Source organism: Streptomyces sp. NPDC057565, assembly GCF_042801455.1.
In the GTDB taxonomy this organism is placed as follows: Bacteria; Actinomycetota; Actinomycetes; order Streptomycetales; family Streptomycetaceae; genus Streptomyces; species Streptomyces yanii.
The window spans coordinates 252,693-277,626 of sequence record NZ_JBHVFU010000001.1 but is presented as its reverse complement, the minus strand read 5'-3'; the positions used below and the strand labels follow the sequence as shown (position 1 = coordinate 277,626).

At 69.7% G+C, this 24,934-nt stretch carries 20 protein-coding genes and 3 pseudogenes; 14 read left to right on the top strand and 9 right to left on the bottom strand.

Going from position 1 to position 24,934, the window contains the following annotated elements:
* The first annotated feature begins 1 nt into the window (after nt 1).
* From narH to ACFU8W_RS01210, 7 genes and pseudogenes are all read left to right on the top strand, one after another.
* Entirely contained in the window at nt 2-1,546 is a 1,545-nt protein-coding gene (gene narH / locus ACFU8W_RS01240; RefSeq protein WP_384031106.1) for a nitrate reductase subunit beta, read from the top strand.
* Nucleotides 1,543-2,334 (top strand): nitrate reductase molybdenum cofactor assembly chaperone, encoded by a 792-nt coding sequence (narJ, locus tag ACFU8W_RS01235; RefSeq protein ID WP_384031104.1) that lies wholly within the window; start codon nt 1,543-1,545, stop codon nt 2,332-2,334. The genes narH and narJ overlap by 4 nt, the downstream gene beginning before the upstream one ends.
* Nucleotides 2,331-3,113 carry a respiratory nitrate reductase subunit gamma gene (narI, locus tag ACFU8W_RS01230; protein ID WP_384031102.1) on the top strand — a complete coding sequence of 261 codons (783 nt, stop codon included), beginning with the start codon at nt 2,331-2,333 and terminating at the stop codon, nt 3,111-3,113. Before narJ ends, narI begins: the two co-directional genes overlap by 4 nt.
* Entirely contained in the window at nt 3,110-3,745 is a 636-nt protein-coding gene (locus ACFU8W_RS01225) for a vitamin K epoxide reductase family protein (RefSeq protein WP_384031100.1), read from the top strand. The genes narI and ACFU8W_RS01225 overlap by 4 nt, the downstream gene beginning before the upstream one ends.
* 46 nt (nt 3,746-3,791) lie before the next feature.
* Nucleotides 3,792-4,079, top strand: a pseudogene (locus ACFU8W_RS01220) (DUF6457 domain-containing protein); the annotation flags it as partial.
* 340 nt (nt 4,080-4,419) lie between these two features.
* Nucleotides 4,420-5,004, top strand: coding sequence for a hypothetical protein (locus tag ACFU8W_RS01215; protein WP_384031098.1), 585 nt, complete (start codon nt 4,420-4,422; stop codon nt 5,002-5,004).
* Nucleotides 5,005-5,390: 386 nt separating this feature from the next.
* A complete protein-coding gene (locus ACFU8W_RS01210) occupies nt 5,391-7,019 on the top strand; it encodes an IS200/IS605 family accessory protein TnpB-related protein (RefSeq protein WP_384031096.1) in 1,629 nt (542 codons plus the stop codon).
* 5 nt (nt 7,020-7,024) lie between these two features.
* Here ACFU8W_RS01210 and ACFU8W_RS01205 read toward each other — a convergent pair.
* Nucleotides 7,025-7,276, bottom strand: a pseudogene (locus ACFU8W_RS01205) (acetate--CoA ligase family protein); the annotation flags it as partial.
* On the opposite strand from ACFU8W_RS01205, the pseudogene ACFU8W_RS01200 reads away from it, so the two are divergent.
* Nucleotides 7,273-7,371: pseudogene (locus tag ACFU8W_RS01200) on the top strand (polyphosphate kinase 2); the annotation flags it as partial. The pseudogenes ACFU8W_RS01205 and ACFU8W_RS01200 overlap by 4 nt on opposite strands.
* Nucleotides 7,372-7,385: 14 nt before the next feature.
* On the opposite strand, the gene ACFU8W_RS01195 reads toward ACFU8W_RS01200, so the two are convergent.
* The 4 genes from ACFU8W_RS01195 to ACFU8W_RS01180 form a co-directional block, all read right to left on the bottom strand.
* Nucleotides 7,386-8,255, bottom strand: coding sequence for a universal stress protein (locus tag ACFU8W_RS01195; protein WP_384031094.1), 870 nt, complete (start codon nt 8,253-8,255; stop codon nt 7,386-7,388).
* Between the two features lie 5 nt (nt 8,256-8,260).
* Complete coding sequence (locus ACFU8W_RS01190) at nt 8,261-9,283, bottom strand: zinc-dependent alcohol dehydrogenase (RefSeq protein ID WP_384031092.1); 1,023 nt, start codon at nt 9,281-9,283, stop codon at nt 8,261-8,263.
* A gap of 29 nt (nt 9,284-9,312) precedes the next feature.
* A complete protein-coding gene (locus ACFU8W_RS01185) occupies nt 9,313-10,218 on the bottom strand; it encodes a universal stress protein (RefSeq protein WP_384031090.1) in 906 nt (301 codons plus the stop codon).
* 161 nt (nt 10,219-10,379) lie between these two features.
* Nucleotides 10,380-11,000, bottom strand: coding sequence for a hypothetical protein (locus ACFU8W_RS01180; protein WP_384031088.1), 621 nt, complete (start codon nt 10,998-11,000; stop codon nt 10,380-10,382).
* A 246-nt stretch (nt 11,001-11,246) separates the two neighbouring features.
* Between ACFU8W_RS01180 and ACFU8W_RS01175 the strand changes: the two genes are divergently transcribed.
* Nucleotides 11,247-12,965, top strand: a complete 1,719-nt coding sequence (locus ACFU8W_RS01175) for a SulP family inorganic anion transporter (RefSeq protein ID WP_384031086.1) — start codon at nt 11,247-11,249, stop codon at nt 12,963-12,965.
* A 117-nt stretch (nt 12,966-13,082) separates the two neighbouring features.
* Here the strand turns inward: ACFU8W_RS01175 and ACFU8W_RS01170 are convergent, their stop codons facing one another.
* Nucleotides 13,083-14,846 (bottom strand): GAF domain-containing protein, encoded by a 1,764-nt coding sequence (locus ACFU8W_RS01170; RefSeq protein ID WP_384031084.1) that lies wholly within the window; start codon nt 14,844-14,846, stop codon nt 13,083-13,085.
* A gap of 162 nt (nt 14,847-15,008) precedes the next feature.
* Nucleotides 15,009-15,701 (bottom strand): response regulator transcription factor, encoded by a 693-nt coding sequence (locus ACFU8W_RS01165; protein WP_345514555.1) that lies wholly within the window; start codon nt 15,699-15,701, stop codon nt 15,009-15,011.
* A gap of 368 nt (nt 15,702-16,069) precedes the next feature.
* Here ACFU8W_RS01165 and ACFU8W_RS01160 point away from each other — a divergent pair, with 368 nt between their 5' ends.
* The 3 genes from ACFU8W_RS01160 to ACFU8W_RS01150 all read left to right on the top strand — a co-directional run bounded on the left by ACFU8W_RS01160 (nt 16,070) and on the right by ACFU8W_RS01150 (nt 18,237).
* The gene (locus tag ACFU8W_RS01160) at nt 16,070-16,468 is read left to right on the top strand and encodes a hypothetical protein (protein ID WP_384031081.1); all 399 of its coding nucleotides are present in this window, start codon (nt 16,070-16,072) and stop codon (nt 16,466-16,468) included.
* Nucleotides 16,469-16,664: 196 nt separating this feature from the next.
* Nucleotides 16,665-17,273, top strand: a complete 609-nt coding sequence (locus ACFU8W_RS01155) for a CBS domain-containing protein (protein WP_384031079.1) — start codon at nt 16,665-16,667, stop codon at nt 17,271-17,273.
* A 493-nt stretch (nt 17,274-17,766) separates the two neighbouring features.
* Nucleotides 17,767-18,237 (top strand): pyridoxamine 5'-phosphate oxidase family protein, encoded by a 471-nt coding sequence (locus tag ACFU8W_RS01150; RefSeq protein WP_345514559.1) that lies wholly within the window; start codon nt 17,767-17,769, stop codon nt 18,235-18,237.
* Nucleotides 18,238-18,707: 470 nt separating this feature from the next.
* Here ACFU8W_RS01150 and ACFU8W_RS01145 read toward each other — a convergent pair whose 3' ends face one another.
* Nucleotides 18,708-19,763, bottom strand: a complete 1,056-nt coding sequence (locus ACFU8W_RS01145; protein WP_384031076.1) for a cytochrome D1 domain-containing protein — start codon at nt 19,761-19,763, stop codon at nt 18,708-18,710.
* A gap of 85 nt (nt 19,764-19,848) precedes the next feature.
* On the bottom strand, nt 19,849-21,150 hold the full coding sequence (locus ACFU8W_RS01140; protein ID WP_384031074.1) for a Dyp-type peroxidase: 1,302 nt from the start codon (nt 21,148-21,150) through the stop codon (nt 19,849-19,851).
* An 843-nt stretch (nt 21,151-21,993) separates the two neighbouring features.
* Here ACFU8W_RS01140 and ACFU8W_RS01135 point away from each other — a divergent pair.
* Nucleotides 21,994-23,031, top strand: a complete 1,038-nt coding sequence (locus ACFU8W_RS01135; protein WP_384032028.1) for an alpha/beta fold hydrolase — start codon at nt 21,994-21,996, stop codon at nt 23,029-23,031.
* A 231-nt stretch (nt 23,032-23,262) separates the two neighbouring features.
* Nucleotides 23,263-24,693 carry a selenium-binding protein SBP56-related protein gene (locus tag ACFU8W_RS01130; protein WP_384031072.1) on the top strand — a complete coding sequence of 477 codons (1,431 nt, stop codon included), beginning with the start codon at nt 23,263-23,265 and terminating at the stop codon, nt 24,691-24,693.
* Nucleotides 24,694-24,934 lie beyond the last annotated feature (241 nt).

Below are 24,934 nucleotides of genomic sequence, written 5' to 3'. Positions count from 1 at the left end.
CATGCGCGTCATGGCACAGATCGCGATGGTGATGAACCTCGACAAGTGCATCGGCTGCCACACCTGCTCGGTCACCTGCAAGCAGACGTGGACCAACCGCACCGGCGTCGAGTACGCCTGGTTCAACAACGTCGAGACCAAGCCCGGCGTCGGCTACCCGCGCCGCTACGAGGACCAGGAACAGTGGAAGGGCGGCTGGATGCTCGACAAGCGCGGGCGTCTCGTCCTGCGCTCCGGGGGGCGGATCAGGCGGCTGCTGTCGCTGTTCTCCAACCCCGACCTGCCCTCCCTCGAGGACTACTACGAGCCGGTCACCTACGACTACGACAACCTGGTCAGCGCTCCCGCCGGGCCGGACATGCCAGTCGCCCGGCCCCGCTCCGTCCTCACCGGCAAGCCCACCGCCATCACCTGGGGCGCCAACTGGGAGGACGGCCTCGGTGGCGCGCCCGAACACGCCGGCGGCGACCCCAACCTCACCGGGGAATGGGCGGAGAAGGTGAAGTTCGAGTTCGAACAGACCTTCCTCTTCCACCTGCCGAGGCTGTGCGAACACTGCCTCAACCCCGCCTGCGTCTCCGCCTGCCCATCCGGTGCGATGTACAAGCGGGTCGAGGACGGCATCGTCCTGGTCGACCAGGACCGCTGCCGCGGCTGGCGGATGTGCGTGACGGCATGCCCGTACAAGAAGGTGTACGTCAACCACGCCACCGGCAAGGCCGAGAAGTGCACCTTCTGTTTCCCGCGCATCGAGGCCGGCCAGCCCACCGTCTGCTCCGAGACCTGCGTGGGACGACTGCGCTACCTCGGCCTGCTGCTGTACGACGCCGACCGCGTCGGCGAGGCCGCGGCCACCCCGGACGAGAAGGACCTGCTGGACGCCCAGCGCGGTGTCTTCCTCGACCCGCACGACCCCCAAGTGATCGCCGCGGCACGGGAGTCCGGAATCCCCGAGGACTGGCTGGACGCCGCCCGCCGCTCCCCCGTGTACGACCTGGTCTCCCGCTACAAGGTGGCGCTTCCGCTGCACCCGGAGTACCGCACCCTGCCGATGGTCTGGTACGTGCCTCCGCTGTCCCCCGTGCTCGACGCCGTCGACGCGGCCGGCGGAAACCAGGACGACCCCGACCACGTCTTCGCCGCCGTCACCCGACTGCGCATCCCGCTGGAATACCTGGCGGAGCTCTTCACCGCCAAAGACACCGACGTCGTCGCCGGAGTGCTGATGAAACTCACCGCGCTGCGCTCGTACATGCGCGAACGCACCCTCGGTGAGACCGGTGACGAGGCCGTGCTCAACGCCGTCGGGCTCACCGCCCGCGAGGCCCAGGACCTGCACCGCCTGCTCGCCGTAGCCAAATACGCCGACCGCTATGTCGTCCCGGCCGCGCACAAGGAGGACGCGGCCGCGCCGACCGCGATGGAGAACCGATGCCCGGTCGAATCGTCCGGCGATCCGACGGACGACGGCGGGCGACGGGTGATGCTCGGCATCCCCACCCTGCGCCGTCGTACGCCCGAAACCCCCGCCGGAGGCCACCTGTGAGCCCGCTGCCCGCAACAATTCCCGCCCTCGTCCGCACCCGCGTCCGGGCGGCCGTACGCCGTCCCTCCCGGCTCACGCCCGAGGAGAGCAGGGCGCGCATTCTGCTGCTGCGGCTGTGCTCGCTGCTGCTGCAGTACCCGGACACCGAACTCACGGCCTCCCGACCGGTATTGACGGCTACCGTCGAGGCATTGCCGTCCTCGCCTGCCGCCGAGCACCTGGCCGCCTTCACCACCTGGTTCACCGGGCAGGAACCCGAGGCGCTGGAGCGCCACTACGTCGAGATGTTCGACCTGCGCCGCAAGAGCAGCCTCTACCTCACCTACTACCTGCACGGCGACACCCGCCGCCGGGGCATGGCCCTGCTCACCTTGAACCAGCGGTACCGGGCCGCGGGCTGGGACACCGACGGGGGAGAACTGCCCGACCACTTGCCGGTCGTGCTGGAATTCGCCGCCCTGGCCGGTCCAGGTGGCGGCGAGGCACCACTGCGCCAGCACCGGCGCGGGCTGGAACTGATCCACCGCGCCCTGACCGACGCCGACTCCCCCTACCGACACGTTCTGGCCGCCCTGCTCACCCTGCTGCCGCCGCCCACCGAGGCGGACCGCGCGGCAGTGGCCCAACTCGTCGCCGAGGGCCCACCGAACGAAGAGGTCGGCCTCGACCCCTACGGAACGTACGGGGACGGGGAGTTCGCACCTCCGGGCACCTTCGTGCCGCCGGCGCCGGCCCCGCCGACCCGTGTGCCGCCCGCTTCGACCAGTCGTACGGAAGGCCCCCGATGAACGCCGTACCCACCCCCTTGGCCGCCGCGTCCACGAGCGGCGCCGACCTCCTCCTCTGGGTCGCCATCCCCTACATCTGTCTCGCCGTGTTCGTCGTCGGGCACGTCTGGCGCTATCGCCAGGACCAGTTCGGCTGGACCTCCCGCACCAGCCAACTCCTCGAACATCGGTGGCTGCGCTGGGGCAGCCCGCTGTTCCACCTGGGTGCCTTCATGGTGATCGGCGGACATGTGGTGGGCCTGGCGGTCCCCGCCTCCTGGACCGAGGCCGCCGGGATCAGCGAACACGCCTACCACACCACGGCCGTCTGGGCGGGTTCGGTGGCGGGCGTCGCCATGGTCGCCGGGCTCGGCATGCTGTGCGCCCGACGGCTGTTGACCCGCCGGATCCGGCTGGGCACCGACCGCAGTGACAAGCTGCTCTTCCCGCTGCTGTCCGCCACCGTCCTGCTGGGCATCACCGCCACCGCCGCGCACAACGTGTTCGGCCCCGGCTACGACTACCGCACCACCGTCTCCGTCTGGTTCCGCGGCCTGTTCGTGCTCGAGCCTCAGCCGGAGGCGATCGCCGGAGCCCCGCTGCTGTTCCAGCTGCACGCCCTGAGCGCCTGCCTCCTCTTCGCGGCTTGGCCGTTCACCCGGCTGGTCCATGTGTGGAGCGCCCCGATCGGATACCTGGCCCGGCCGTATCTGGTCTACCGGCGACGGGCCACACAGCCCGCAGCCCCGACGGCAGGGAGCCGGCCACGGTCGTCCTCTGGCTCCCGGCGAGCGGCATGAGTCACAGGCCCGCGCTCGCGACGGACGCCACGACCACCCGGCGCACGCACGCAGTGGGCACGAGCCGCCGAACGGGCCTGGTGATGCTGGTTACGGGGATCGTCGGCTGGCTCGCCTCCTTCCAGCTCACCGTGGACGACTGGCGGCTCCTCAAGGACCCGGCCTACCAGCCGCCGTGCAACATCAGCCCCGTCGTGAGTTGCGGCAGCGTCATGTCCAGTGCGCAGGGCAGCCTGTTCGGTTTCCCCAACATGCTGCTCGGACTGGGCGCCTTCGCCGCCGTGACCGCCCTGGGCGTCGCCGTGCTCTGCGGGGCGCACCTGCACCGTCGGCTGTGGCTCGCGCTGGATGCCGGGGCGCTGCTGGGGGTGGTGTTCGTCCACTGGCTGATCGGACAGTCGCTCTACCAACTGGGCAAGATCTGCCCCTACTGCGCCCTCGTCTGGGTCGCCACCATCGCTCTGTTCTGGTACGTGATGCTGCACTGTCTGGAGCGGGGAATCGTCCCCGTGCCCCGCGGTGTCCTGGAGGTCGTCCGGGACACGCACTGGCTACTGCTCGCCGCCTGGTACGGGGTGATTGCGCTGCTCGTCCTCACCCGCTTCTGGCCGTACTGGAGCAGCCTGCTGTAGCCGACCACCGCACCCGAACATGCCGCTCACAGGTCATACGGATGAGAGAACGAGGATCATGGACGAGGTACTGAAGGAATGGACGGCCGCTGTGAAGGCCGACCTGGGCGTCGACCTCGAAGTCGACCGGGCCCTCCTGCTCGCCCTCGCGGGCGATGCGGCTCATGGCGTCGCCCGGCCCGCCGCCCCGCTGACGACCTTCCTGGTCGGGTATGCGGCGGGGTGTGCGGGCGGCGGCCCTGACGCGGTGGCCGCCGCAGCCCGGCGTGCCGGAGAACTCGCCGCCCGGTGGGCCGGTGAGGCCGACCGTGGCCCGGGCTCCGGGGCCGCATGACGAGCCCCGCCGCCGGTCGCGCCCAGGGTCCCTGCGCTGCCGCGCCACCGCGACAGCCTGAACTCCGCCACCCGCCGGTCGGTCTCCAGATCGAGGGACGACTCAGATCATTGCCCGCGGCCGGCGAGGGACGTACGGCGATCGTCTCCCCGTCCTCCAGAAGATGCGGCAGCACCAGGACGATCCTGGGGCACTTCAGCGACCCCCATACCCGTTGACTCCGCAATCAGGGCCCAACGGCCCTGCCACGACGGCCGAGTGGGCTCTGCACACGCAGAACGAAGATGCGTCACCGTAGCGGTATGGAGTTCACGCCGGTCGGACAGGAAGGAACGCACCCATGCTGAAACGGGACGGCAGAGTGTTCTGGTGGCGCTGGCGGCGCAACCCGCTCAAACGTCGCTCCGACACCGCCGAAGCCTGGATCGGTGCGGCGGCGACGGCGACACTGCTGCTCGCCACGCCGGCTGTGGGCGTCGTGACGGCTGGTGCCGCCGAGCACTCGGCGCTCGACCGGGCCCGAGGACTGCATGGAGTCACGGCGCACCTCGTCGAGGACGCTCCCCCGGCGCTGTCATGGTTCTCCGGGGCGGCGACCGACAGCCGCGTGCGAGCGACCGTACGGTGGACAACGCCTGGCGGCTTCCCCAGGTCCGGCACCGCCTCCGTGGCAGCGGGTAGCAAGGCGGGCTCTCCCACCACGGTGTGGCTCGACGACGTCGGCCGTATCCAGCCCGCGCCGCCCACCCCCACCCAGGCCAAGGCACAAGGAGCCGCCCTCGGTGCGGCCTCGGCAGCGGGCACGGGCCTGCTGGTGGTGGGCGTCTGCTGGGCCGCGCGGCTACGACTGGACAGGCGCCGCGGGGTGCAGTGGGACCGTGCCTGGGCCGAGTTCGACGCGCGCCGAGGCCACCGGCACGCGTGATACGGGTTTCGCTGACGAGGGTCGTTGAAGCCGCGCAGCTTCCGTGGCCTTCGTTCATCCCGGCTCCTAGGAGCCGACCTTGTCGTCCTTCATCTCTGGTTCCTCCCCAGCGGAGTCGGCGCGCAGATAGGGGTCGTGGGGCCGGCGGGGCACCAGGCGCACCGGTGCGTCGAGCACGGAGACCCCTTCCGCTGTCGCGAGCACGGGGGTTGTGAGCTGCTGTCGGTTTGCTGAGCTGAAGTGAGTGGTGGCGAGCGGGAGTGAGTCCCATCAGCGGGTTTGTGGCGGTGGGAACGGGGGTTCTGTGGTCGAATGGGTGACCTTGGCGGCTGCTGCTCGTTGGGCTGGACAGCGGGTGGCTGGCCTTTGAGGGCGGGGGTGATGTGGTGGGTGGTTGGCGGGAGTTGGCCGTGCCCTTCGTGGTGCCCGGGCCTTGCGGGGTGGCGGTCCGGGACCGGCTCAAGCACCTCACCTCCCGGGACGAGAGGGTGCTGCGTGCGGTCGGTGAGCATCAGGGTGCGCTCGTTTCCCGTGATCTCAAGGCTCGCTGTGCGGACGGTCTGGAGCACAGCGCTCAGACGTGGGCGGCGCGTAAGCGGGAGCTGACGAAGGAGTCGTCGTCCAGGATCGCCGGGACCATCACCAAGGCCACCCACGATCAGTGGGCGCTGGCCCGGCGTTGCCAGGCCGCGCACATCCAGACGCTGGCAGCCGGGATCAGGACGTTGCGGCACCGCCTGTCCCTCCCGGTCGGGGAGAAGGGCACCAAGCGGGCGGCGGGTGGCTACCGGTCGAAGAGCGAGTGGTTCCGCAAGTCCCGCCGTCTCGCGATGCTGGAAGACCGGCACACCGCTGCTGTTGCCGACTGGCAGGCCGGGCGGGTGCGGGTGGTGCGGGGCGGCAGACGTCTGCTCAACACCCGCCACCACCTCGCCCAGGCCGGGCTCACCGAAGGCCAGTGGCGGGAACGCTGGGAGGCGGGGCGCTGGTTCATCGGGGCGGACGGTGAGTCGGGGAAGCGGTTCGGGAACGAGACGATCCGCGTCACCCCGGACGGCGAAGTGTCCATCAGACTGCCTGCCCCGCTCGCGCACCTGGCCAACGCCGGGCACGGCCGGTACGTCCTTGCCTCCCGGATCGGGTTCGCGCACCGGGGTGCGGAGTGGGCCGACCGCATCGAAGCGAACCGGGCCGTGGCCTACCGCATCCACCTCGATACGGGGCGTGGCCGCTGGTACCTCACCGCGTCCTGGCAACGCCCCGCCATCCCGACCATGACGCTGTCCGCCGCCCGTGCCCGGGGCATGATCGGTGTCGACACCAACGCCGACCACTTCGCCGCCTACCGGCTCGACCGGCACGGCAACCCCATGGGCGAGCCCCGGCGGTTCCCCTACGACCTGTCCGGCACCGCCGGTCACCGCGACGCCCAGATCCGCCACGCGCTGACCCGGCTGATCCACTGGGCGGTGCAGGCCGGTGTCGCCGCGATCGGCATCGAAGACCTCGACTTCACCCCCGAGAAGACCCGGGAGAAACACGGCCGCAGGAAGCGGTTCCGGCAGCTCATCTCCGGCATCCCGACCGGCAAGCTCAAGGCCCGGCTGGTGTCGATGGCCGCCGAACAGGGCCTGAGCATTGTCGCGGTCGACCCCGCCTACACCACTTTGTGGGGTGCCCAGCACTGGCAGAAACCACTGGTCACCCCCCGTCGCACCATGTCCCGTCACGATGCCGCGGGCATCGCGATCGGACGACGCGCCCTCGGGCACCCGGTCCGGCGTCGGACGGCACCGCCCCCGCACGACCGGAGTGATCGTGCGGGGCATCGGACCGTCCAGGCCGGGGCAGGCGCTCGGGGGCGTGAGGGTACCCGCCCACCCGCAACGGACCGGCTCCCGAGAGGGCCGTCACCAAACGGGACGCGAACGCGGGAACCCAGCGCATCCAACACCGTTCGGGATGCGCCCAGTACGCAGCAGTGGGTCCAGGACTCACTCACGCACACTGGCTAGGAACGGTTGAAGTCGACCTCGGAGAGCTGCGGCAGGTCGCCGCCGGGCGGGACAGGCGCAGGAGCAGCTGCTCCAGGCCTTCGAGATCGACCGGCCCGCTGCCGTGGGCGCCGAACAGCAGCTGGGCGCTGCGCAGGGCGGTGATCAGGTCGGGTACGTCGTTGTCGGTGAGCGGGGCCAGTCGGGCGGCGTGATCGCCGAGGGACCTCGGTGACGGTGCCGCCGAGCCCGAACAGTACGAGTGGGCCGATGACCTCGTACTGGGCTGCCGGAGCGGCCGCCGTCGACCGGCTACCAGCGCCCGCCGCGCGATCTGCAGACCTACGTCCCCGACCACGCCGCGAGCCTCTGAGCCGGTCACGGCCTTCACGCCCGCTGCGGCACGACGGCAACCGGGCAGGCCGAGTGGTGCAGGACCGCGTGGGCGACGCCGCCGAGCTGGAGACCGAAGTGACCCTCACGGCGCCGGGCTCCCACAACGAGCAGGCCGGCGTCGGCCGACGCGTCGATCAGTACCCGGCGGGCGTGGCCCTCGACGGTGCGCCGGTGGACTTCAGCGTCGGCCGGGACGTCCTGCAAGGCCGCTCCCAGCTCCTCCATGGCCCGTTCCTTGTGCAGCCGGGCGGGTTCGCCGGCCATCAGGGGGTGATCGGTGGTCTCGTGCGCGGGACAGCGCCAGGCTCGTACGGCCTCCAGCGGCACGCCACGGCGTTTCGCTTCCTCCACGGCGAAGCGCACCGCCGCTGCGTCCGCAGGCTTCTCGCCGACGCCCAGGACGATGCGGCGAGCCCCGGTGCGAACCCGGTTGTCGTGACTGCCGCGCACCACGATCACCGGGCAGTACGCGTGGCCGACCACCGTGACACCGACCGACCCGAGAAGCGCCTCGGCCAGACTGCTGCGGCCGCGCGAGCCCAGGACCAACGCAGCGGCGGTGCGGCTCTCCCGTACCAGCGCGTACTCCGGTTCCTCGGGCAGCACGTCGGTGGTGACCTCCACGTCGGGCCGGCGGCTGTGCGCACGGCGCGCGGCGGTCGCGACGATGTCCTCCGCTCTCACTTGTTCGTCGGGCTTGTCGAGGTCCTGCGCGAGGGAGGTGCCCTCGTACCGCTCCCACAGCGAGGCGTACACCAGCCGTAGTGACGCGCCTCGCAGGGCGGCCTCGTCGGCCGCCCAGTCGACGGCCCGCATGCTGGGCTCCGAGCCGTCGACACCGACGACGATCGGGAGGTCCATCGTCCTCACCGTCCCGCGCCGAGGTCGAAGACGACGCGGGCCTTGATCTCGCCGCGCAGCACCGCGTCGATCGACTCGTTCACGGAGGCGAGCGGACGGGTCTCGTAGATGACCTTCGTACGGCCGGCCGTGTGGAGCTGGAAGACCTCGGCAAGGTCCTGTCGCGTGCCGACGATGGAGCCGATCACGGAGGTGCCGTTCAGGACGGTGTCGAAGACGGGGACCTGGATGGTGCCGTGTGCGGGCAGGGCCACCATCACGAGCTTGCCGCCGCGCCGCAAACCGGAGTTGACGGCCTCGAACGCGGCCGGGCTCACCGCGAGGGCGATCGCCGCGTGGGCACCGCCGTGCTTCTTCAGCTCCTTGCCGGCATCCTGCTTGCGGGCGTCAATGACGATGTCGGCGCCGAGCTCGGTGGCGAGCTGGAGCTTGTCGTCGGTGACGTCGATCGCGGCGACCGTAGCGCCGGCGATCTTGGCGTACTGCAGGGCGAGGTGGCCCAGGCCACCGATGCCGGAGATCGCGACGAGTTGCGTGGGCTTGACGTCGGCGACCTTCAGAGCCTTGTAGGTGGTGACACCGGCGCAGGTCAGTGGGGCGGCCTCGAAGGCGGTGACGCCCTCGGGCACGGGCTGGGCGAAGTCGGCCCAGGCCAGCATCTTCTCGGCGTACCCACCGTCGCAGCCGTAGCCGGTGTTGACCTGCTGCTCGCAGAGTGTCTCCCAGCCGGACAGGCAGTGCTCGCACCGCCCGCACGCCCGGCCCAGCCACGGCACGGCAACCCGCTGACCGACGCTCAGATGCGTGACGCCCTCACCGAGCTTCTCGACGAGGCCGACGCCCTCGTGGCCGGGGACGAACGGCGGGGTGGGCCTGACGGGCCAGTCACCGTGCGCGGCGTGGATGTCGGTGTGGCACAGCCCGGAGGCCTCGACGCGGACGCGGACCTGGCCGGGACCGGGCTCGGGGTCGGGGCGCTCCTCGATGACCAGGGGCTCGCCGAAGGCTCGTACGACTGCTGCCTTCATGGTCTCTTTTCTCCTTCTGCAGTGGCGTGTCAGTCGTGTGCGACGACGGCGACGGGGGCGGTCGCGTGATGCAGGACGGCGTGGGTGACGGTGCCGATGTGGGCGCCGAAGGAAGAGCGGCGGATGCGTCGGCCGACGACGACCAGAGAGGCCTCTCGAGACGCGTCGATCAGCAGGTTGGACGGGCTGCCGTAGCGGGACTCCGCCACGACCTCGACGTCGGGGTACTTCTGCCGCCAGGGGCGCAGTTCCTCGGTCAGGACGGTGGAGTCGACCTCCGCCAGCTCCCGCTGGACCGCGGCCTCCAGGGCCATGCCGTAGGCGTAGTAGGGCGGCGGGTTCCAGCCGTGCACGACGCGCAGCGGCACGTTCCGGCGCGTGGCGGCGTCGAAGGCGAACCCGATCAGCGCCTCGTCGGGGCTGCCGACGTCGAGTCCGAGGACGACGGGGCGGAAGGCGGCGGCGGTGGACGGGATGCCGGCCTTGTCCATCTCGTGCTGGTCGGTGGCCTGCTCTCCGGCGCGGACCAGGACGACGGGTCGCTCGGTGGACGCCACGACTGCGAGGCCGACCGAGCCGACCAGGAACCCGCCGAGTCCGCCCAGGCCGCGAGAGCCGAGGACGAGCAGTTCGGCGTCCTGCGCGGCGCGGGCCAGGGCCTCGGCGGGCCGTCCGGTGACGTGTTCGGTGGTCACCTCGACACCGGGGTGGCGCAGCCGTAGCCCTTCGGCGGCCTGGCGCGGCACCCTCTCGGTCCAGTGCTGATGGGTCTCGACGCCGAGGAGCGGGGCCTGGGCCATGGGCTCCGGTACCGGTTCCCAAACCTGGACGAGCCTCACCGGTAGTCCGCGCAGCTTCGCCTCGCGGGCAGCCCATTCGGCGGCGGCACGGCTCTCGGGCGAGCCGTCGAAACCTACGGTAATGGGACGGGACATGATCTCCACCTCCTGAATCGGGGCCCGAAGGGACCCGATTCCAGCGTCGTGTTCAGGGGGTCTTTCGGGGCAGGGGCCGCTGGTCCTTCGGCCGGGCCGACGGGCCTGTGCCGTGCTTGGTGCGACAGTCCCCGAACAAGCGGCCGTCGCGCCCTGGGCTTTCAGCGCAGCCAGGTGTGGTCGCGGACGATCGGGAGCCGCGCCCACAGCCGGCCCAGGCCCCAGGTGGCACCCGCGCCCGCGGCCGCCACGGCGATCAGTGCCACCGCGTAGATGACGTGGTAGTCGGCGAAGGGATTCGTCGACATGCTCGGCGACCCGTCCGACAGGTGCTTGGCCGGCGGCCACTCGGCGATCCACATCGACGCCATCATCGCCGTGCCCGCCACCGCCGCCGGCCGCAGAGCCACACCGGCCATGAGGGCCACGCCGATGCCGAGCAGGCCCAGCATGAACAGCCAGTCCGCCCAGGCAGCACCGGCCCACGAGTGGAACGTCGACTCCATCGGCCCGGCGGCAACGGAACCGAGGAAGCCCCTCGTCGGCGACCCGCCGTCGATCCAGCCCTTGCCGGACGCGGTCGCGTAGCCGAAGCCGAAAGTCTTGTCCAGGAACGCCCACAGGAAGACGAAACCGGTGAGCAGACGCAGGGACGCCAGGGCGTAGGCCCCCACGGCGTGGGTGCCGGTGCGTGCCGACACGGCGATCGCGGAGCCGGTGCGGTTCCTGCGGTAAAACAGGTGGAAGCCTGGGCTCCGGTGAGGGTGCTCGTGCACGGCCATGGCGGTGATCCCTTCGGGGATGTCCGGTCGTTGTCCTGACGCTCCTCACTCTTGTCGCGGGCACCGCGCGCCGCCGGATGCCGAAGGTCCGCGGCCGTTGGGCTGAAGGTCCCTTTCCACGGGGCCTGTTGGGGCGAACGCGTTGTGCACGGCACGCGTGGGTCCCTGTGGGCATCTCGTGGACCGCGCCCCCCCAGCTGGAAGGATGGCGGCGCTCCGGTGGATCCTGAAGGCGAAGGGCGGCTCATGACCGGTGGTTCGGACGGGCACATTCCCGGGTGGCGCCGCCTGGTGCCCGGCCTCGCCGCGCTTCTCCGCTATCGGCGTGCGTGGCTGAAGGGCGACCTGCTGGCCGGAGTGACCGTGGCGGCCTACCTCGTGCCGCAGGTCATGGCGTACGCGGGTGTGGCCGGGCTGCCGCCGGTCGCCGGGCTGTGGGCGATCCTGCCGGCCCTGGCGCTGTACACGCTGTTCGGTTCCTCGCGCCTGCTGTCGGTCGGTCCCGAGTCGACGACCGCCCTCATGACGGCCGCCGTGGTCGGCCCGCTCGCCGCGGGGAACTCCGGGCGCTACGCCTCGCTGGCGGCCGGCCTCGCGGCCACGGTCGGGCTGTTGTGCCTCGTGGCGCGGACGGTGCGACTGGGCTTTCTCGCGGACCTGCTCTCCCGTCCCGTCCTGATCGGCTACCTCGCGGGTGTGGCCCTGATCATGATGGTGGACCAGGTGCCCAAACTCACCGGGGTGACGACGACCAGCTCCGAGTTCTTCCCCCAACTGTGGTCGTACGTCAGCCATCTGGACGAGGCGCACCCGAACACCGTCGTCTTCTCGGCCGCCGCGCTCGCCTTCCTCTTCCTGATGGCGCGTTACATTCCGGCGCTGCCCGGGCCGCTGCTCACCATGGTCCTCGGTACGGCGGCCGTAGTGGCCTTCGACCTCGACGACCGGTACGGCATCAAGGTGATCGGCACGGTCCCCTCGGGGCTGCCGGACCTCGCCCTGCCCGACCTGAGCGAGCTGCCGCACCTGGTGCTGCCCGCCCTCGGCGTGCTGCTGGTCGCGTACACCGACTTCATCCTCACCGCACGGGCGTTCGCCGACCGCGAGGCAGATGGGCCCGTGCTCGACGCCAACCAGGAGTTCCTCGCCCTGGGCACGGCCAACCTGGGTGCCGCTGCCCTGCACGGCTTCCCGGTGAGCAGCAGCGCCAGCCGCACCGCCCTCGCCTCCTCGACGGGTGCCCACAGCCAGGCGTACTCCCTGGTCGCCGGGGCGGCAGTGCTGGCCGTCCTGCTCTTCCTCAGTCCGCTGCTGACCCGCACCCCCGCCGCCGTGCTGGGCGCGCTCGTCGTCTACGCCGCCGTGCGGATGATCGACCTCGCGGGCTTCCGCCGCCTGGCGTCCTTCCGCCGCCGCGAACTGCTGCTCGCGCTCGGCTGCCTGGCCGGGGTGCTCGCCCTGGACATCCTGTACGGCGTGATCGTGGCTGTGGGCCTGTCGGTGGCCGAGTTGCTGACCCGGGTGGCCCGCCCGCACGACGCGGTGGAGGGACTGGTGCCCGGCGTGGCGGGCATGCACGACGTGGACGACTACCCCCAGGCCCGTACGATCCCCGGTCTGCTGGTCTACCGCTACGACTCGCCGCTGTTCTTCGCCAACGCGGAGGACTTCCGGCGCCGTGCGCTGGCCGCGGTCGCCCAACAGACCGATCCCGTCCACTGGTTCGTCCTCAACACCGAGGCGAACGTGGAGGTCGACATCACCGCCCTCGACGCGGTCGACGAACTGCGCCGCGAACTGGGCGGCCGCGGCATCGTGTTCGCCCTCGCCCGGGTCAAGCAGGACCTGCTGGACGACCTGGAGGCGTACGGCCTCGCGGGCTCGGTCGGGACGGACCTCATCTTCCCGACGCTGCCGACGGCGGTTGCCGCCTACCGTCGGTGGCTCGAGGCCCGGCCCGGCTGACTCCACGCAGTACCCACGGCCTTGGGCCTGTCGACCCGCTTCACGGCAACGGGACCGGTTCGACAGTCGGAGACCGTAGATGTCGTCGTGCGCCCGCCAGGGGTTTCGGGACAGCCCTTAGCCCTCCTTGACGGGCACCCGCCAGATCAGCGTGGTGCCGCCGCCGTCGGCCTGGCTGGACAGCTCCAGCTTTCCACCCAGTTGCTCGGCCCGTTCGGTCATGTTGCGCAGACCGCTGCGGCGACCGCCGGGCGGGATGCCCACGCCGTTGTCCGACACCGTGAGCCGCACCTCGCGCCCGTCGGTCTCGAGCCCGACATCGGCCCGGTCGGCGCGCGCATGCCGGGCGATGTTGGTCAGGGACTCGGAGAGGACGGCCACCACGTGGTCGGCGATCTCCTTCGGCACGTCCGTGTCGAGCAGGCCCTCCATGCGCACGCTCGGGGCGAAGCCCAGTACCGGAGCGGCCTCGCCGACCGCCCGCACCACGCGGGCCCGCAGGCCGACGCCGACGGAGCCGTCGTCGTCGCGCGTCCGCAGACCGAAGATCGTCGACCTGATGATCTTAATGGTCTCGTCCAGGTCGTACACCGCTCGCAGCACGCGCTCCGAGGCCTCCGTGTGCTCGATGAAGCGGCCGGCGCTCTGCAGCGTCATACCGGCGGCGAACAACCGCTGGATGGCCAGGTCGTGCAGGTCCCGGGCGATGCGGTCCCGGTCCTCGAGCACCGCGATCTGCTCCGCGTCCCTGCGCCGTTCCGCCAGCTCCATCGCCACCGCGGCCTGAGCGGCGAATCCCTGCAGCGGCTCGGTCTCCTTCTCGGAGAACACCGTCCGGCCCTCCGCTCGGACCAGCAGCACCACGCCTCGCGCACCGTCGCCGGAGCCAATGGGAACAGCCACGGCTGGTCCCATCCCGGTGAAGCGCGGCGCGGTGGCAGAGACCTCCGGCGGAATCCCCATCTCGCCACGCTCGTCGCGGGAGACGTCCGGGGTCGTGACCGGCGCGGCGCTGGAGAAGGCCCGTCCGACCAGGTTGTCGTCCGCGGGCACGACCAGCCCGCGATGCGCCTCAGCCTCGCGTCCGATGGCGAGTTCCACCATGAACGCGTCGGTGCCCTCCATGGGCACCGCCACCACCGCGAGGGCCGCGGAGGTGATCTCCCTCGCGCGTTCGGCGATCAGCTCGAGGACCTCACCGCGGTCACTCCCGAACATGAGGCTGTGGGTGATCTCCGCGCTCGCCCGCAGCCAGCGTTCGCGCAGCCGGGACTCCTCATACAGGCGGGCGTTGTCGATGGCCACGCCGGCCGCCACGGCCAGCGTGGACAGGACCGACTCGTCGTCCTCGTCGAACTGTGCTCCGCCGCGCTTCTCGGTCAGGTACAGGTTGCCGAATACCTGGTCGCGCACGCGGATCGGTACACCGAGAAACGTGTTCATCGGCGGGTGGTGTGCCGGGAAGCCGTACGAAGCCGGGTGCGCGGAGAGCTTGGGCAGCCGCAGCGGCTCGGGGTGGCGGATCAGCTCGCCCAGGATGCCATGGCCCTCCGGGTAGGGACCGATCCGGGCTATCTGCTCCTCGCTCACACCGACCGTGAGGAACTCCGACAGCCGCGTGCCGTCCGGGCCGATCACGCCCAGGGCCGCGTACTCCGCCTCGACCAGGACCGCGGCGGCTTCCACGATGCTGCGCAGCGCCTGCTCCAGGTCGAGCTCACGGCCGACCGAGAGGACCGCTTCCAGCAGGCTGTGCACGCGGTCACGGGTGCCACGGGCCGCGTCCAGGCGGGCCTGCAACTCCTCCAGCAGCTCGTCCAGCCGCAACTGCGGCAGCCGGACCCGGGCACCCTCGGGGCCTCTCGCCAGCGATTCTTCCAAAGCCCCTCACCCTGCCGACGGCCGATCGTACTCGTCGGGGCCACGTTATCGGCCCGCGGCAGACGGCGGTATGAGAGCGGTATGAGATCGGACTCGCTGCCGGGGGAGGAAGGCGTGCCAGGCGGTGCGGGCAGCGGCGATTACCGGTCCTTCCCCGGGACTTCAGCGCCCTTCCTGCCTCTGCCGGTCCTGGACCTGGGTGGCTATGACCGCGGCCTGGATACGACGCTCCACGCCGAGCTTGGCGAGCAGGCGGGAGATGTGGTTCTTCACCGTCTTCTCGGCGAGGTACAGCCGCTGGCCGATCTGGCGGTTGGTGAGGCCCTCGCCGATCAGGGCGAGGATCTCCCGCTCCCGCTCGGTCAGACCGAGCAGGGCGTCCGGCTCTTCTTCCTGCTGCTGCCCGCCCCGAAGACGGGCCATCAGCCTGGTGGTGGCGCTCGGATCCAACAGGGATTGGCCGCGGGCCACGGTGCGTACTGCGGACACCAGGTCTGATCCTTGGATCTGCTTCAGAACGTATCCGGACGCGCCCGCCATGATCGAGTCCAGCAGCGCCTCCTCGTCGTCGAAGGAGGTCAGCATCAGGCAGGCCAGCTCCGGCATGCGCGAGCGCAGCTCCCGGCACACGGTCACGCCCTCACCGTCGGGCAGCCGGACGTCCAGGACCGCCACGTGCGGGCGCAGTGCGGGGACGCGCACCAGGGCCTGCTCCACGGTGCCGGCCTCGCCGATCACATCGATGTCCGGCTCGTCGTTCAGCAGGTCGCGCACTCCACGTCGTACCACCTCGTGGTCGTCCAGCAGGAAGACCCGGATCGGGCTGTCGGGGCCGGGCTGCTTGCTGTCCGCCATCACTTGCTCCCTGGTTCCGCGTTACTCGTCGATGTCCACTTGGACCGTATCGGTCTCCGTACCGGGATCATTTCTGGGTCCGGGCCGAAGGGCCAGGGCCGGTCGGCCCTGTTTCCACTGAGTCTCCCGCAGCCAGAAGCAGTGGTGCCGTGCGGGTACGAACTGGCGAGCCGGACACGTCCACGTCGAGGACCACGCCCCCTGGCGGCTCCCGGCAGCCGGTCGGCCCCGCACTGCCGAAGGGCGAGTCCGGCGGCCCTGCAGGGGGAGGCCCTATGGCCCCGCTCCTGGGGCCTGACAGCCCTGGGCCCACACCGTTCCTCGCAGAAGTCTGAAGCCGCTGCCCAACGATCGAAGGAGCGGAGCAGATGACTGCGAAGGACACCGGCACCCACGTCACCTCCACCGTCGCAGTACAGGTGCGAGCGGAAGGCGATGTGGACGAAGAGGCACTCGCGTACGTTCGGAGCAAGTTCGACACGGCTCTCAACCGGCCCGGAGTTCCAGACGTCAGCGGCGAGGTGAGAATCGAGAAGGCAGTGGCGCACCACGTCGAGCAGCCCTGGGCTGCCAGGGCCGAGCTCGTCGTGGGGAACACTCTTGTGGTCGTGCACGCCCAGGAGGCGACGGCACATGAACTGGCGGACCGTTTGCAGGACCGCCTCCGCAGCCAGATGACTCGGGTCCTGCACCGCAAGGAGGCGGCCCGCAGGTCGGCCACTCCCCCACCGTGGCGTGGTGGCCAGGCCGTCAGCGGGCGGGATTAGAGCCTCCCGGCCCTCCGGTGCGAGGCGGGTCGGTCCTCCACCAGGTACATCTGGGCCCTGCGCCGCGGCGCAGGGTGGCTGCCAGGCTGAAGGGGCGGCGAGGCGGCCGGCAGGTGCCTCGAGGTGGAGGCACTGTCACCCAGTGGGGAGCAAGGCCTGCCCGCCTCCCGCTCGCACCGTGAAGGAGGGAAGCGCCATGAAGACGCGCACCGTCGGCGAAGTCATGACCAGCGAGGTCGTCTGCGCAAGCCGGCAGACGCCGTTGGACGACGTGGTGCGATTGCTGGATCGGCACCGTATCCGCGCACTGCCGGTCGTCGACCACGATGACAAGGTGGTCGGGGTGGTCTCCGGCGCCGATCTCGCGCACTGCTCCGTGGCCACGACAGCGGAAGAGCTGATGACGACCCCGGCCGTCACCGTCCACCCGGAGCAACGTGTTTCGGATGCCGCACGGCTGATGGAACGCCAGAACGTCGACCGTCTGCCCGTGGTGGATGAGGAGGACCGCCTCATCGGTATCGCCACCCGCCGCGACCTGCTGCGGGTCTTCCTGCGTACGGACGAGGAGATCCGTCAGCAGGTGGTGGAGGAGGTCCTGGTCAGCGCGCTGGGCCTGCCACCCGGCGCCGTCGCCGTTTCCGTCCGGGACGGCATGGTCGTGCTGGAGGGACGCCTTCACCACCGTAGTGACGTCCCTCTGGCCGTTCGGTCGACCTGGCGTTTGGAAGGCGTCGTCGGTGTGGTCAGCAGGCTCGGGTTCGACATCGACGACTGCCGCCCTGCGCAGCCGACCGCGCACTGAATCGTCCTGAGCCGGCCACCCGAGCGGCGCAGGTCACGCCGCGAAGAACCCTAGGGCCGACCCCTTGTCCGAACGGCTCCCCCAGCCTGTCCGAAGCGGTACCGGTCAGCCCCGGAAGGGACCGTCGGCACCTGGGGTGAACGCTTACGAGGACCAGTGCGCGCCCGCCGACCCTCGGATGCCCATGCACAACATCATGCGCACCGCCTACTACTGGGGTGGGCAGGGCCGGCCGGACGCGCACGAGGGCCGAACGGCCCTGGTACGAGGAGCTCCGGTGCGGTTCCAATGACCTGATCGGGCCTGCCCGTGGGGCCCACTTCACCCGGGTGCCACGGACAGGCAGCCGTCCACGGCTCGACTCGAAAGGGACGACTTACATGCCTTGGCGGCGAGCCCCGGCCGTCATTACCGCGACCGGTCACGCGACACCGTCCGCGCGTCGGCCGACGACACACAACAGTGAGCAACGAAAACCGTACGGAAGCCTGCCATGACCATGGACCACGCCCAGACCCTTCCTGCCGGACCACGCCGGAGCGTCGAGCTCGACAGTGACGAAGCCTTGCGGCTGCTGGGCAGCGTGTCCTTCGGGAGGATCGTCTTCACTCGTCACGCGCTGCCGACCATCCGCCCGGTGAACCACGTACTGGACAACGGCGACATCGTCATCCGCACGCACGAGGGCGCGGCGCTGACCTCGCGCGCGCGACAGGCCGACGGCCAGGGCGTGGTCGTCGCCTACGAGGCCGACGCCATCGACCCGGACATGCACCTCGGTTGGAGCGTGATGGTCACCGGTTACGCCCACCTGGTGACCGAGCCGGGTGAACTGGCCCGCTACCGCGCACTGCTCAACCCCTGGGTGAACCAGACCATGGACTATGCGGTCCGCATCCGCCCGGACTTGATCACCGGCATCCGGCTCACCGCCGCCAACGGAATCCAGCGTTCGGGTACATGAGTCACGGGCTCGGAACCGGGTCCTGGAACGGAATGGCCGGCTGCGGAACCAATTGCCGACTTTTCTGACACACAGGTGGGGTCGGATGTCATCCGCGGACTGCCGACGTCCGTCCCACCGCGACGACGGCACCAATCTACGCAGCCAGCTCCCGGCCCCATCGAGGCCACCCCCGCTCGAGCCCCGCCACACCCTGGCTCTGCCGACTCGGAACCCATCGGCATCTGCGCCCGGCGAGCGCGGCCGCGAGGACATGCCGAGCGAGCCACTTCGGTGACGATGTCCGCTGAACCCGGGAGTCGGGTCGCGGCGAAAATAAAGCGCCACGACGCACCACGGCCTCAACACCAGCGCGGCATCCGCTCGTATCCGCGCAGAGCGGCCCCAGGCACCCACGCTTACGACCTGGTGCACGAGAGTGAGTGGATCAGGTCGTTGCCTTGAGGATGACGGTGCAGTGCATCGCCGGCTCAGCTCACGGCGACGCCGTAGGGGCCGGCGCCGAGGGCGACAGTGGCGACGACCTTGTGGGATGCCGGGTCGATGACCGTGAGGGTGCCCGCTCCCTGGTTCGTGACGTAGACAGCGCGGGGGGTGACTTCCAGGTTGAACGGGTCGGTGCCGGGAGGGCCCAGGGCGATGGTTGCCGAGACGCGGTTCTTGTCGGTGTCGATCACCGATACGTTGCCCGGGCCGAGATCGGCGGAGTAGGCGAAGCGGCCGTCGGGCCCCACAGCCACGTCAAAGGGACCCTCGCCCACCTGTACGGCAGTCGCCTTGCCGGTACGGATTGCGACGGCAAGGACCTGCTTTCCCACTTCGTCGGCGACGTAGGCCGACTCGCCGTCCGGGGTGAGGGCTACGCCCACCGGGGAGCGCCCCGCGGGAAGTTGCCGCGCGACCCGGCGCGTGCGGGTGTCGATGACCGACAGGTTGCCCGACCCGGCGTTCGCCACATAGGCCCTGCCACCGTCACGACTGAACGCCACATTCACCGGAGATTTTCCGACCGGGATGGTCGCGGCCACCCGACTGGTTCGGGTGTCGATCAGCGAGACGGTGTTGGACCTGCCGTTGGTGACATAGAGGGACCTGCCGTCGGGGCTGAGGCCGACACCGGTGGGGCCCTTCCCGACCGGCACGGTTCTGACGATCTTGTTGCTCCGGGTGTCGAGGACCGAGACCCGGGCAGAGCCGCTGTTGGCGATGTATACGTGCTTGCCGTCCTTGGTGACCGCGAGGCCTCCCGGCGCCACACCGGCCGGCACGGTTGCGACGACCTCGTAGGTTCGGGCGTCGATCACCGAGAGTGTGTTGTCCTGCTGGTTCGTGACATACACGCGGCCACTGACGCCGGCAACGGGCGCAGTCGGCGCAATCGGCGCGGGAGCCGATTCCTTCTTGACCGAGGGGGTGGGCGTACAGGAGATCAGCAGGATCCCCATGCTCACGGCGAGTGCCGACCGGAGCGTCCTGCCGGGTCGCCGGCGGCCGCTGCCGACTCGGGTCCGCAGGGCAGAGAACATCTCGCCTCCTGTGCGCAGTGCGATGGTTCGGTCCGAACCGGGCGACATCCCGCCGACGACTGCCCGGCGGCGGGATCGGATGAGGTCAGGTCAGGAGTCGGCGGGCGTAGTAGTCCTTCTCGTCCTGGACGCCCGGAAGTGCGAAGAAGTAGCCCCCGCCCCGGGGGCTGATGAACGGCACCAGTGCTTCGCCTTCCAGCCGGGTCTGCATGGCGGTGTAGGTCTTGAGTCGTTGCTGGAAGCAGACGAACGCATGCCCCATGTCGAGTTCCGGCAGGTTGGGGCTCCGGTCGTAGTCGTAACTGCGACGCAGGATGGTGCTCGTCGCGGCGGTCTGCGGAGTCTGGGGATTGGCAAGACGGATGTGAGAGTTCAGCGGGGTGATCAGGCCCTGCGGGTCGTTGGTGTAGACGGGGTCGAAGAATTCCGGGGCGTTCTCGCCGACGGCGTACATGGGTGCGCCGCTCGCCTTGCGGCGGCCGAAGATCCGCTCTTGTTGGGCGACGGGCACCTTCTGCCATGCCTCGATAAAGAAATGGACGATACGCACCACGTGGTACGTACCACCCGCGGTCCAGGCCGGTTCGGCGCTCTTCGGCTGGACCCAGACCACCTGATTCATCTGGGCGTCGTCGGAGACGGATGGGTTGGAGATGCCGTCCTTGAAGCCGAACCAGTCGCGGCGGACACCGACCGGACGCTCCGGATTGCGCTGGCCGTCGATGCGCCAGCGCAGCTTCATCGCGGACTTGGTATGCGTCAGGATGTCGAGCAGTGCGTGCACCGTCGTGTCGCGGTGATCAGCGCAGATCTGGATCAGCAGGTCCCCCTGGCTCAGCGCGGGGTCCAGGTCGTCATGGCGGAAGGGAGTCATCGTGACGAGTTGGAGCGGCTTGCGCGACTTGAGTCCGTAACGGTCGTCGAAGAGGGATGCGCCCACGGCGACCGTCAAGGTGAGACCATCCGCCACGACCGTGGGTCCCAGGATGCCGTTGTCCGTCGGCGGTGCGGTCGGGGACGCCTTCGGTGGTCTGCCGCCCGCCGTGAGGAAACGGGCTCGCGAGGTCAGCGTGCGGAACAGGGCGGTGAGTTTTGCTCGGCTCGAGGCGGTCACATCGAACGAGACGAAAATCGCGTCCTGCTGGGGCAGCGTGGCGATGCCTGCCTGGTGATAGCCATGGAACGGGATCACACGAGATGCCGGTCCCATCTTGGGAACAGCCACTGTGTCGGCGTACGCCGCACCGCTGCCCAAGGCCACCGCGCCGGCCGCTCCGGCCAGGCTCGCGGCGGCACCGTGAAGAAATGACCGCCGGGCGAACGCACTCGCCGGACAGCCTTCGCCGCTCCACCCTTCATCCGGGGTCGTGAACGTCTCGTCAGCCATCGTTCCCCTCAGGCAGGAGCCAGGTGGCAAGCCGCACGCTCTTGCCGCGATCGGATTCCGTGGCCCGGCCCGGCCCAGCAGAGGACGCCCCTAAGGGCTGTCCCAACCGGCACTTGAAGGACCTTCAGTTTCATAACTGTCCACAAAACGGAATATATGCGACATCCTTGCTCGCGCCACTGGGAAGTATGGCTCGAGGTAAGGGGTTTGGATCGCGTACGGCGGCGTCAGCCGTACCCGCGTGCTGTCACTGTGAGGCAGGCAGCGCGGCGACTTCTCGGCGACCGGATCGCAGACCGTCGGCCGTCCCGGAGAGCTCCCCCGGACGGCTGACGGGCAGACCGGTGACTTCCGGAAACAGCCCAGTCGCGCCCGCGGGGGCGACTTGAGCTCCTTGAGTCGGACCGGCAGACCGTTGACGAAGGGTGGTGCGGCGTCAGCCCCGTCGTCGTCGCATCGGAGGGCGCCCCGGAAATGCGATGGGGGTGTCCCGAGTCGGCGTCGCGTGTGCTCCAGGTGCCGCATTCCAGCCGTCCGAAAAGCCTCCGCCCCCTGATCTACGACTTCCTCGGGAGCCCCCGCGCAGCCCAGGGACGGCCCGGGAGGAAGCGCGGTCTGGACCGACACGGGGGCCGGATGGCGAGCCGAGTCCGTACCGCCGAGCCCGTCAGTCGCTCAGTGGTGAACCACAGATGATGCGCTCATGGAACCGAATCTCGAACTCACGCCGACGACACATGACGTCAACACGCGGTCGGCAAAAGAGCTATTCACCCGCCACGTCCGATTTGGCCACTCGTTTGTCATGCACGAGCGTATAAAAGCCTTCACAGAAAGGTGACGATCATCGACAGGCGGACGTTTTCCAAGATTCTCGCCGTGGGGACAGTCGGAGCCTCGCTGTCGGCGCTCACGGCGACATCGGCCTCGGCACCCGACCGGGAAAAGTCGACGGTGCACCCCGTGGGTAAGCCGGGAAACACGTCTTTCGGCTCACTGAAGCAGATCAATGCCGGGGTCCTGAACATCGGGTACGCCGAGGCCGGTCCCACCAAGGGTCCCGCGGTCATTCTCCTGCACGGCTGGCCCTACGACATTCACAGTTATGTCGATGTGGCGCCCTTGCTGGCCGCACAGGGTTACCGAGTGATCGTCCCGTATCTGCGCGGCCATGGCACGACGCGCTTCCTCTCGCCGAAGACGTTCCTGAATGCTCAGCAGTCGGTGTTCGCTCTCGACCTCATCGCGCTGATGGATGCGCTGAAGATCGGGAAGGCGATCCTGGCAGGCTTCGACTGGGGATCACGGACGGCTGACATCATCGCGGCTCTCTGGCCCGAACGCTGCAAGGCGCTGGTATCGGTGAGCGGCTACCTGATCACCAACCGCGAGCGCAACAAGAAGCCGCTGCCACCTGAGGCCGAGTGGGCGTGGTGGTATCAGTACTATTTCGCCACAGAAAGAGGTCGGCTCGGCCTTGCACAGTACACGCATGATTTCGCGAAACTGATCTGGAAGAACGTCTCCCCGACGTGGCATTTCGACGACGCAACGTTCGACCGCACTGCGGCGGCCTTCGACAATCCGGATTGGGTCCCCATCGTGATCCATAACTATCGCTGGCGCCTTGGCCTGGCCAAGGGCGACCCCCGATACGACCGTCTCGAAGAACGACTTGCCCAGAGCCCCGTCATCACGCTGCCCACGATGACCCTTGACGGCGAGTTGGATCCCTTCACTCCTCCCGGGGATGGCACCGGTTATCGCAGCCACTTCACCGGCCCGTACGCCCACCGGACCCTGAAGGGCATCGGCCACAACGTGCCGCAGGAAGCCCCGAAGGCCTTTGCCGAAGCAGTCGTCGAAGTCGACGGTTTGTGATCGCGCCACCCTTGCACTCGGCGCCGCCGCCCTCGAACGTGCCTGAGGCGAGGCACGCGCCGAGGCCGGCCCACGCCGCCGCGCTGCCGCCTTGGCAGTGCTTCGGGGCTGTGAAACGCTGAATCAACGGCATCAATGTCCGGCGTCTGCACATCGATCTCGAACGGGTGAGCCCGACTGCCTGTCGGGAGTCCCCCAGGTCCAGGCTCCCGTTCGGGAGAAGGAACAGCCATGACGACGACCGATCACGCTCATGACCGCGACGACCACAGGGACCCCACCTTGTACCGCACTCCGGCGGACGCCGTCGCCGCACCCCCGGAGAAGCTCGCCTACGTCGTCGGTTTCGACCCGACCGGACAGCGCGCGGACGCGTTGTTCACCGTCGGCACCGACCCCGAATCCCCCGTATACGGCCGCGTGATCTCCCACGCCGAGCTGCCCGATCCGGGCAACGAACTGCACCACTTCGGCTGGAACGCCTGCTCGAGCGCGCTGGCGCATGCCGGTCATCATCACGCTACGCGGCGCTACCTCATCGTCCCGGGACTGCGCTCGTCCCGGCTGCACGTCTTCGACACCAGCCCCGATCCCGCCCGCCCCCACCTGGTCAAGGTGATCGAGCCCGAGGAGTTGGCCGCCAAGGCCGGATATTCGCGTCCCCACACACTCCACTGTGGCCCCGACGGAATGTTCCTGTCCTGCCTGGGCGGCGCGGACGGTGCGGACGGGCCTGGCGGCGTCGCGCTGCTGGACCACGAAAGCTTCGAAGTGCTGCGCGCCTGGGAGAGCGACCGCGGACCGCAGCGGCTCGCCTACGACGTCTGGTGGCATCTGCGCCAGAACATCGCCGTGACCAGTGAGTGGGGGAGCCCCTCGATGGTCGAGGACGGCCTTGTGCCCGAACTGCTGCTGGGTCGCCAGTACGGCCACTCACTGCACTTCTGGGAGCTGGACTCCGGCCGGCACCTGCAGCGCGTCGATCTGGGGGATGAGAACCAGATGGTGCTGGAGCTGCGTCCCGCGCACGACCCCGAGGCAACGTGGGGGTTCGCAAACACCGTGATCAACGTAGAGGACCTGTCGGCGTCTGTGTGGTTGTGGAACCGGAAGGGCGAGGACTTCGTGGTCCGCAAGGTGATCACCATCCCTGCCGAGCCCGCGCAAACGGAGGACCTGCCCCCGGCGCTGCAGCCGTTCGGCGCCGTGCCCCCGTTCATCACCGACATCGACCTGTCGGTGGACGACCAGTGGCTGTACGTATCCGCATGGGGAACCGGCGAGCTGCTCCAGTACGACGTGAGCGACCCGTTCCGTCCGAGGCAGACCTCGTCCGTGCGTCTTGGCGGCGTCGTCGGCCGACAGCCGTTTCCCGCCGAACCAGATATTCCCCTGACCGGCGGAGCGCAGATGGTCGAGCTCAGCCGCGACGGGCGGCGCGTGTATCTGACGAACTCCTTGTACTCCGCCTGGGACGCGCAGCTCTATCCCGCGGGCATCGACCCGTGGATGGTCAAACTCGACGCCGACCCCTCGCACGGCGGGCTCTCCGTCGACAGCCGCTTCTTCCCGCACGGCCCGGACTTCCTCGGCCTGCGCGTGCACCAGACGCGCCTGCAAGGCGGCGACGCCTCCTCGGATTCGTACTGCTACCGCCGCTGACCGCTCACGCTCCGCGGGCGCCGGCGCCCGCGGCGGTTCCCGCCCCGGCTACGACGAGAGCCATCAAAGCTCCGGCCGTCCGACGGCGGAGCAGCGAGCACCCGGCAGGTGCAGCGCATCGAACGGGCCCGGCCCTGCTCGGACAGCATGCGCGAGTTGCGCTCCTTGATGTGCAACCTCGTGCTGCCGCGCTGCGTGGCTTTGAGGTTGTTCGTTGGCTTACGCAAGTCGAGTTCGACTC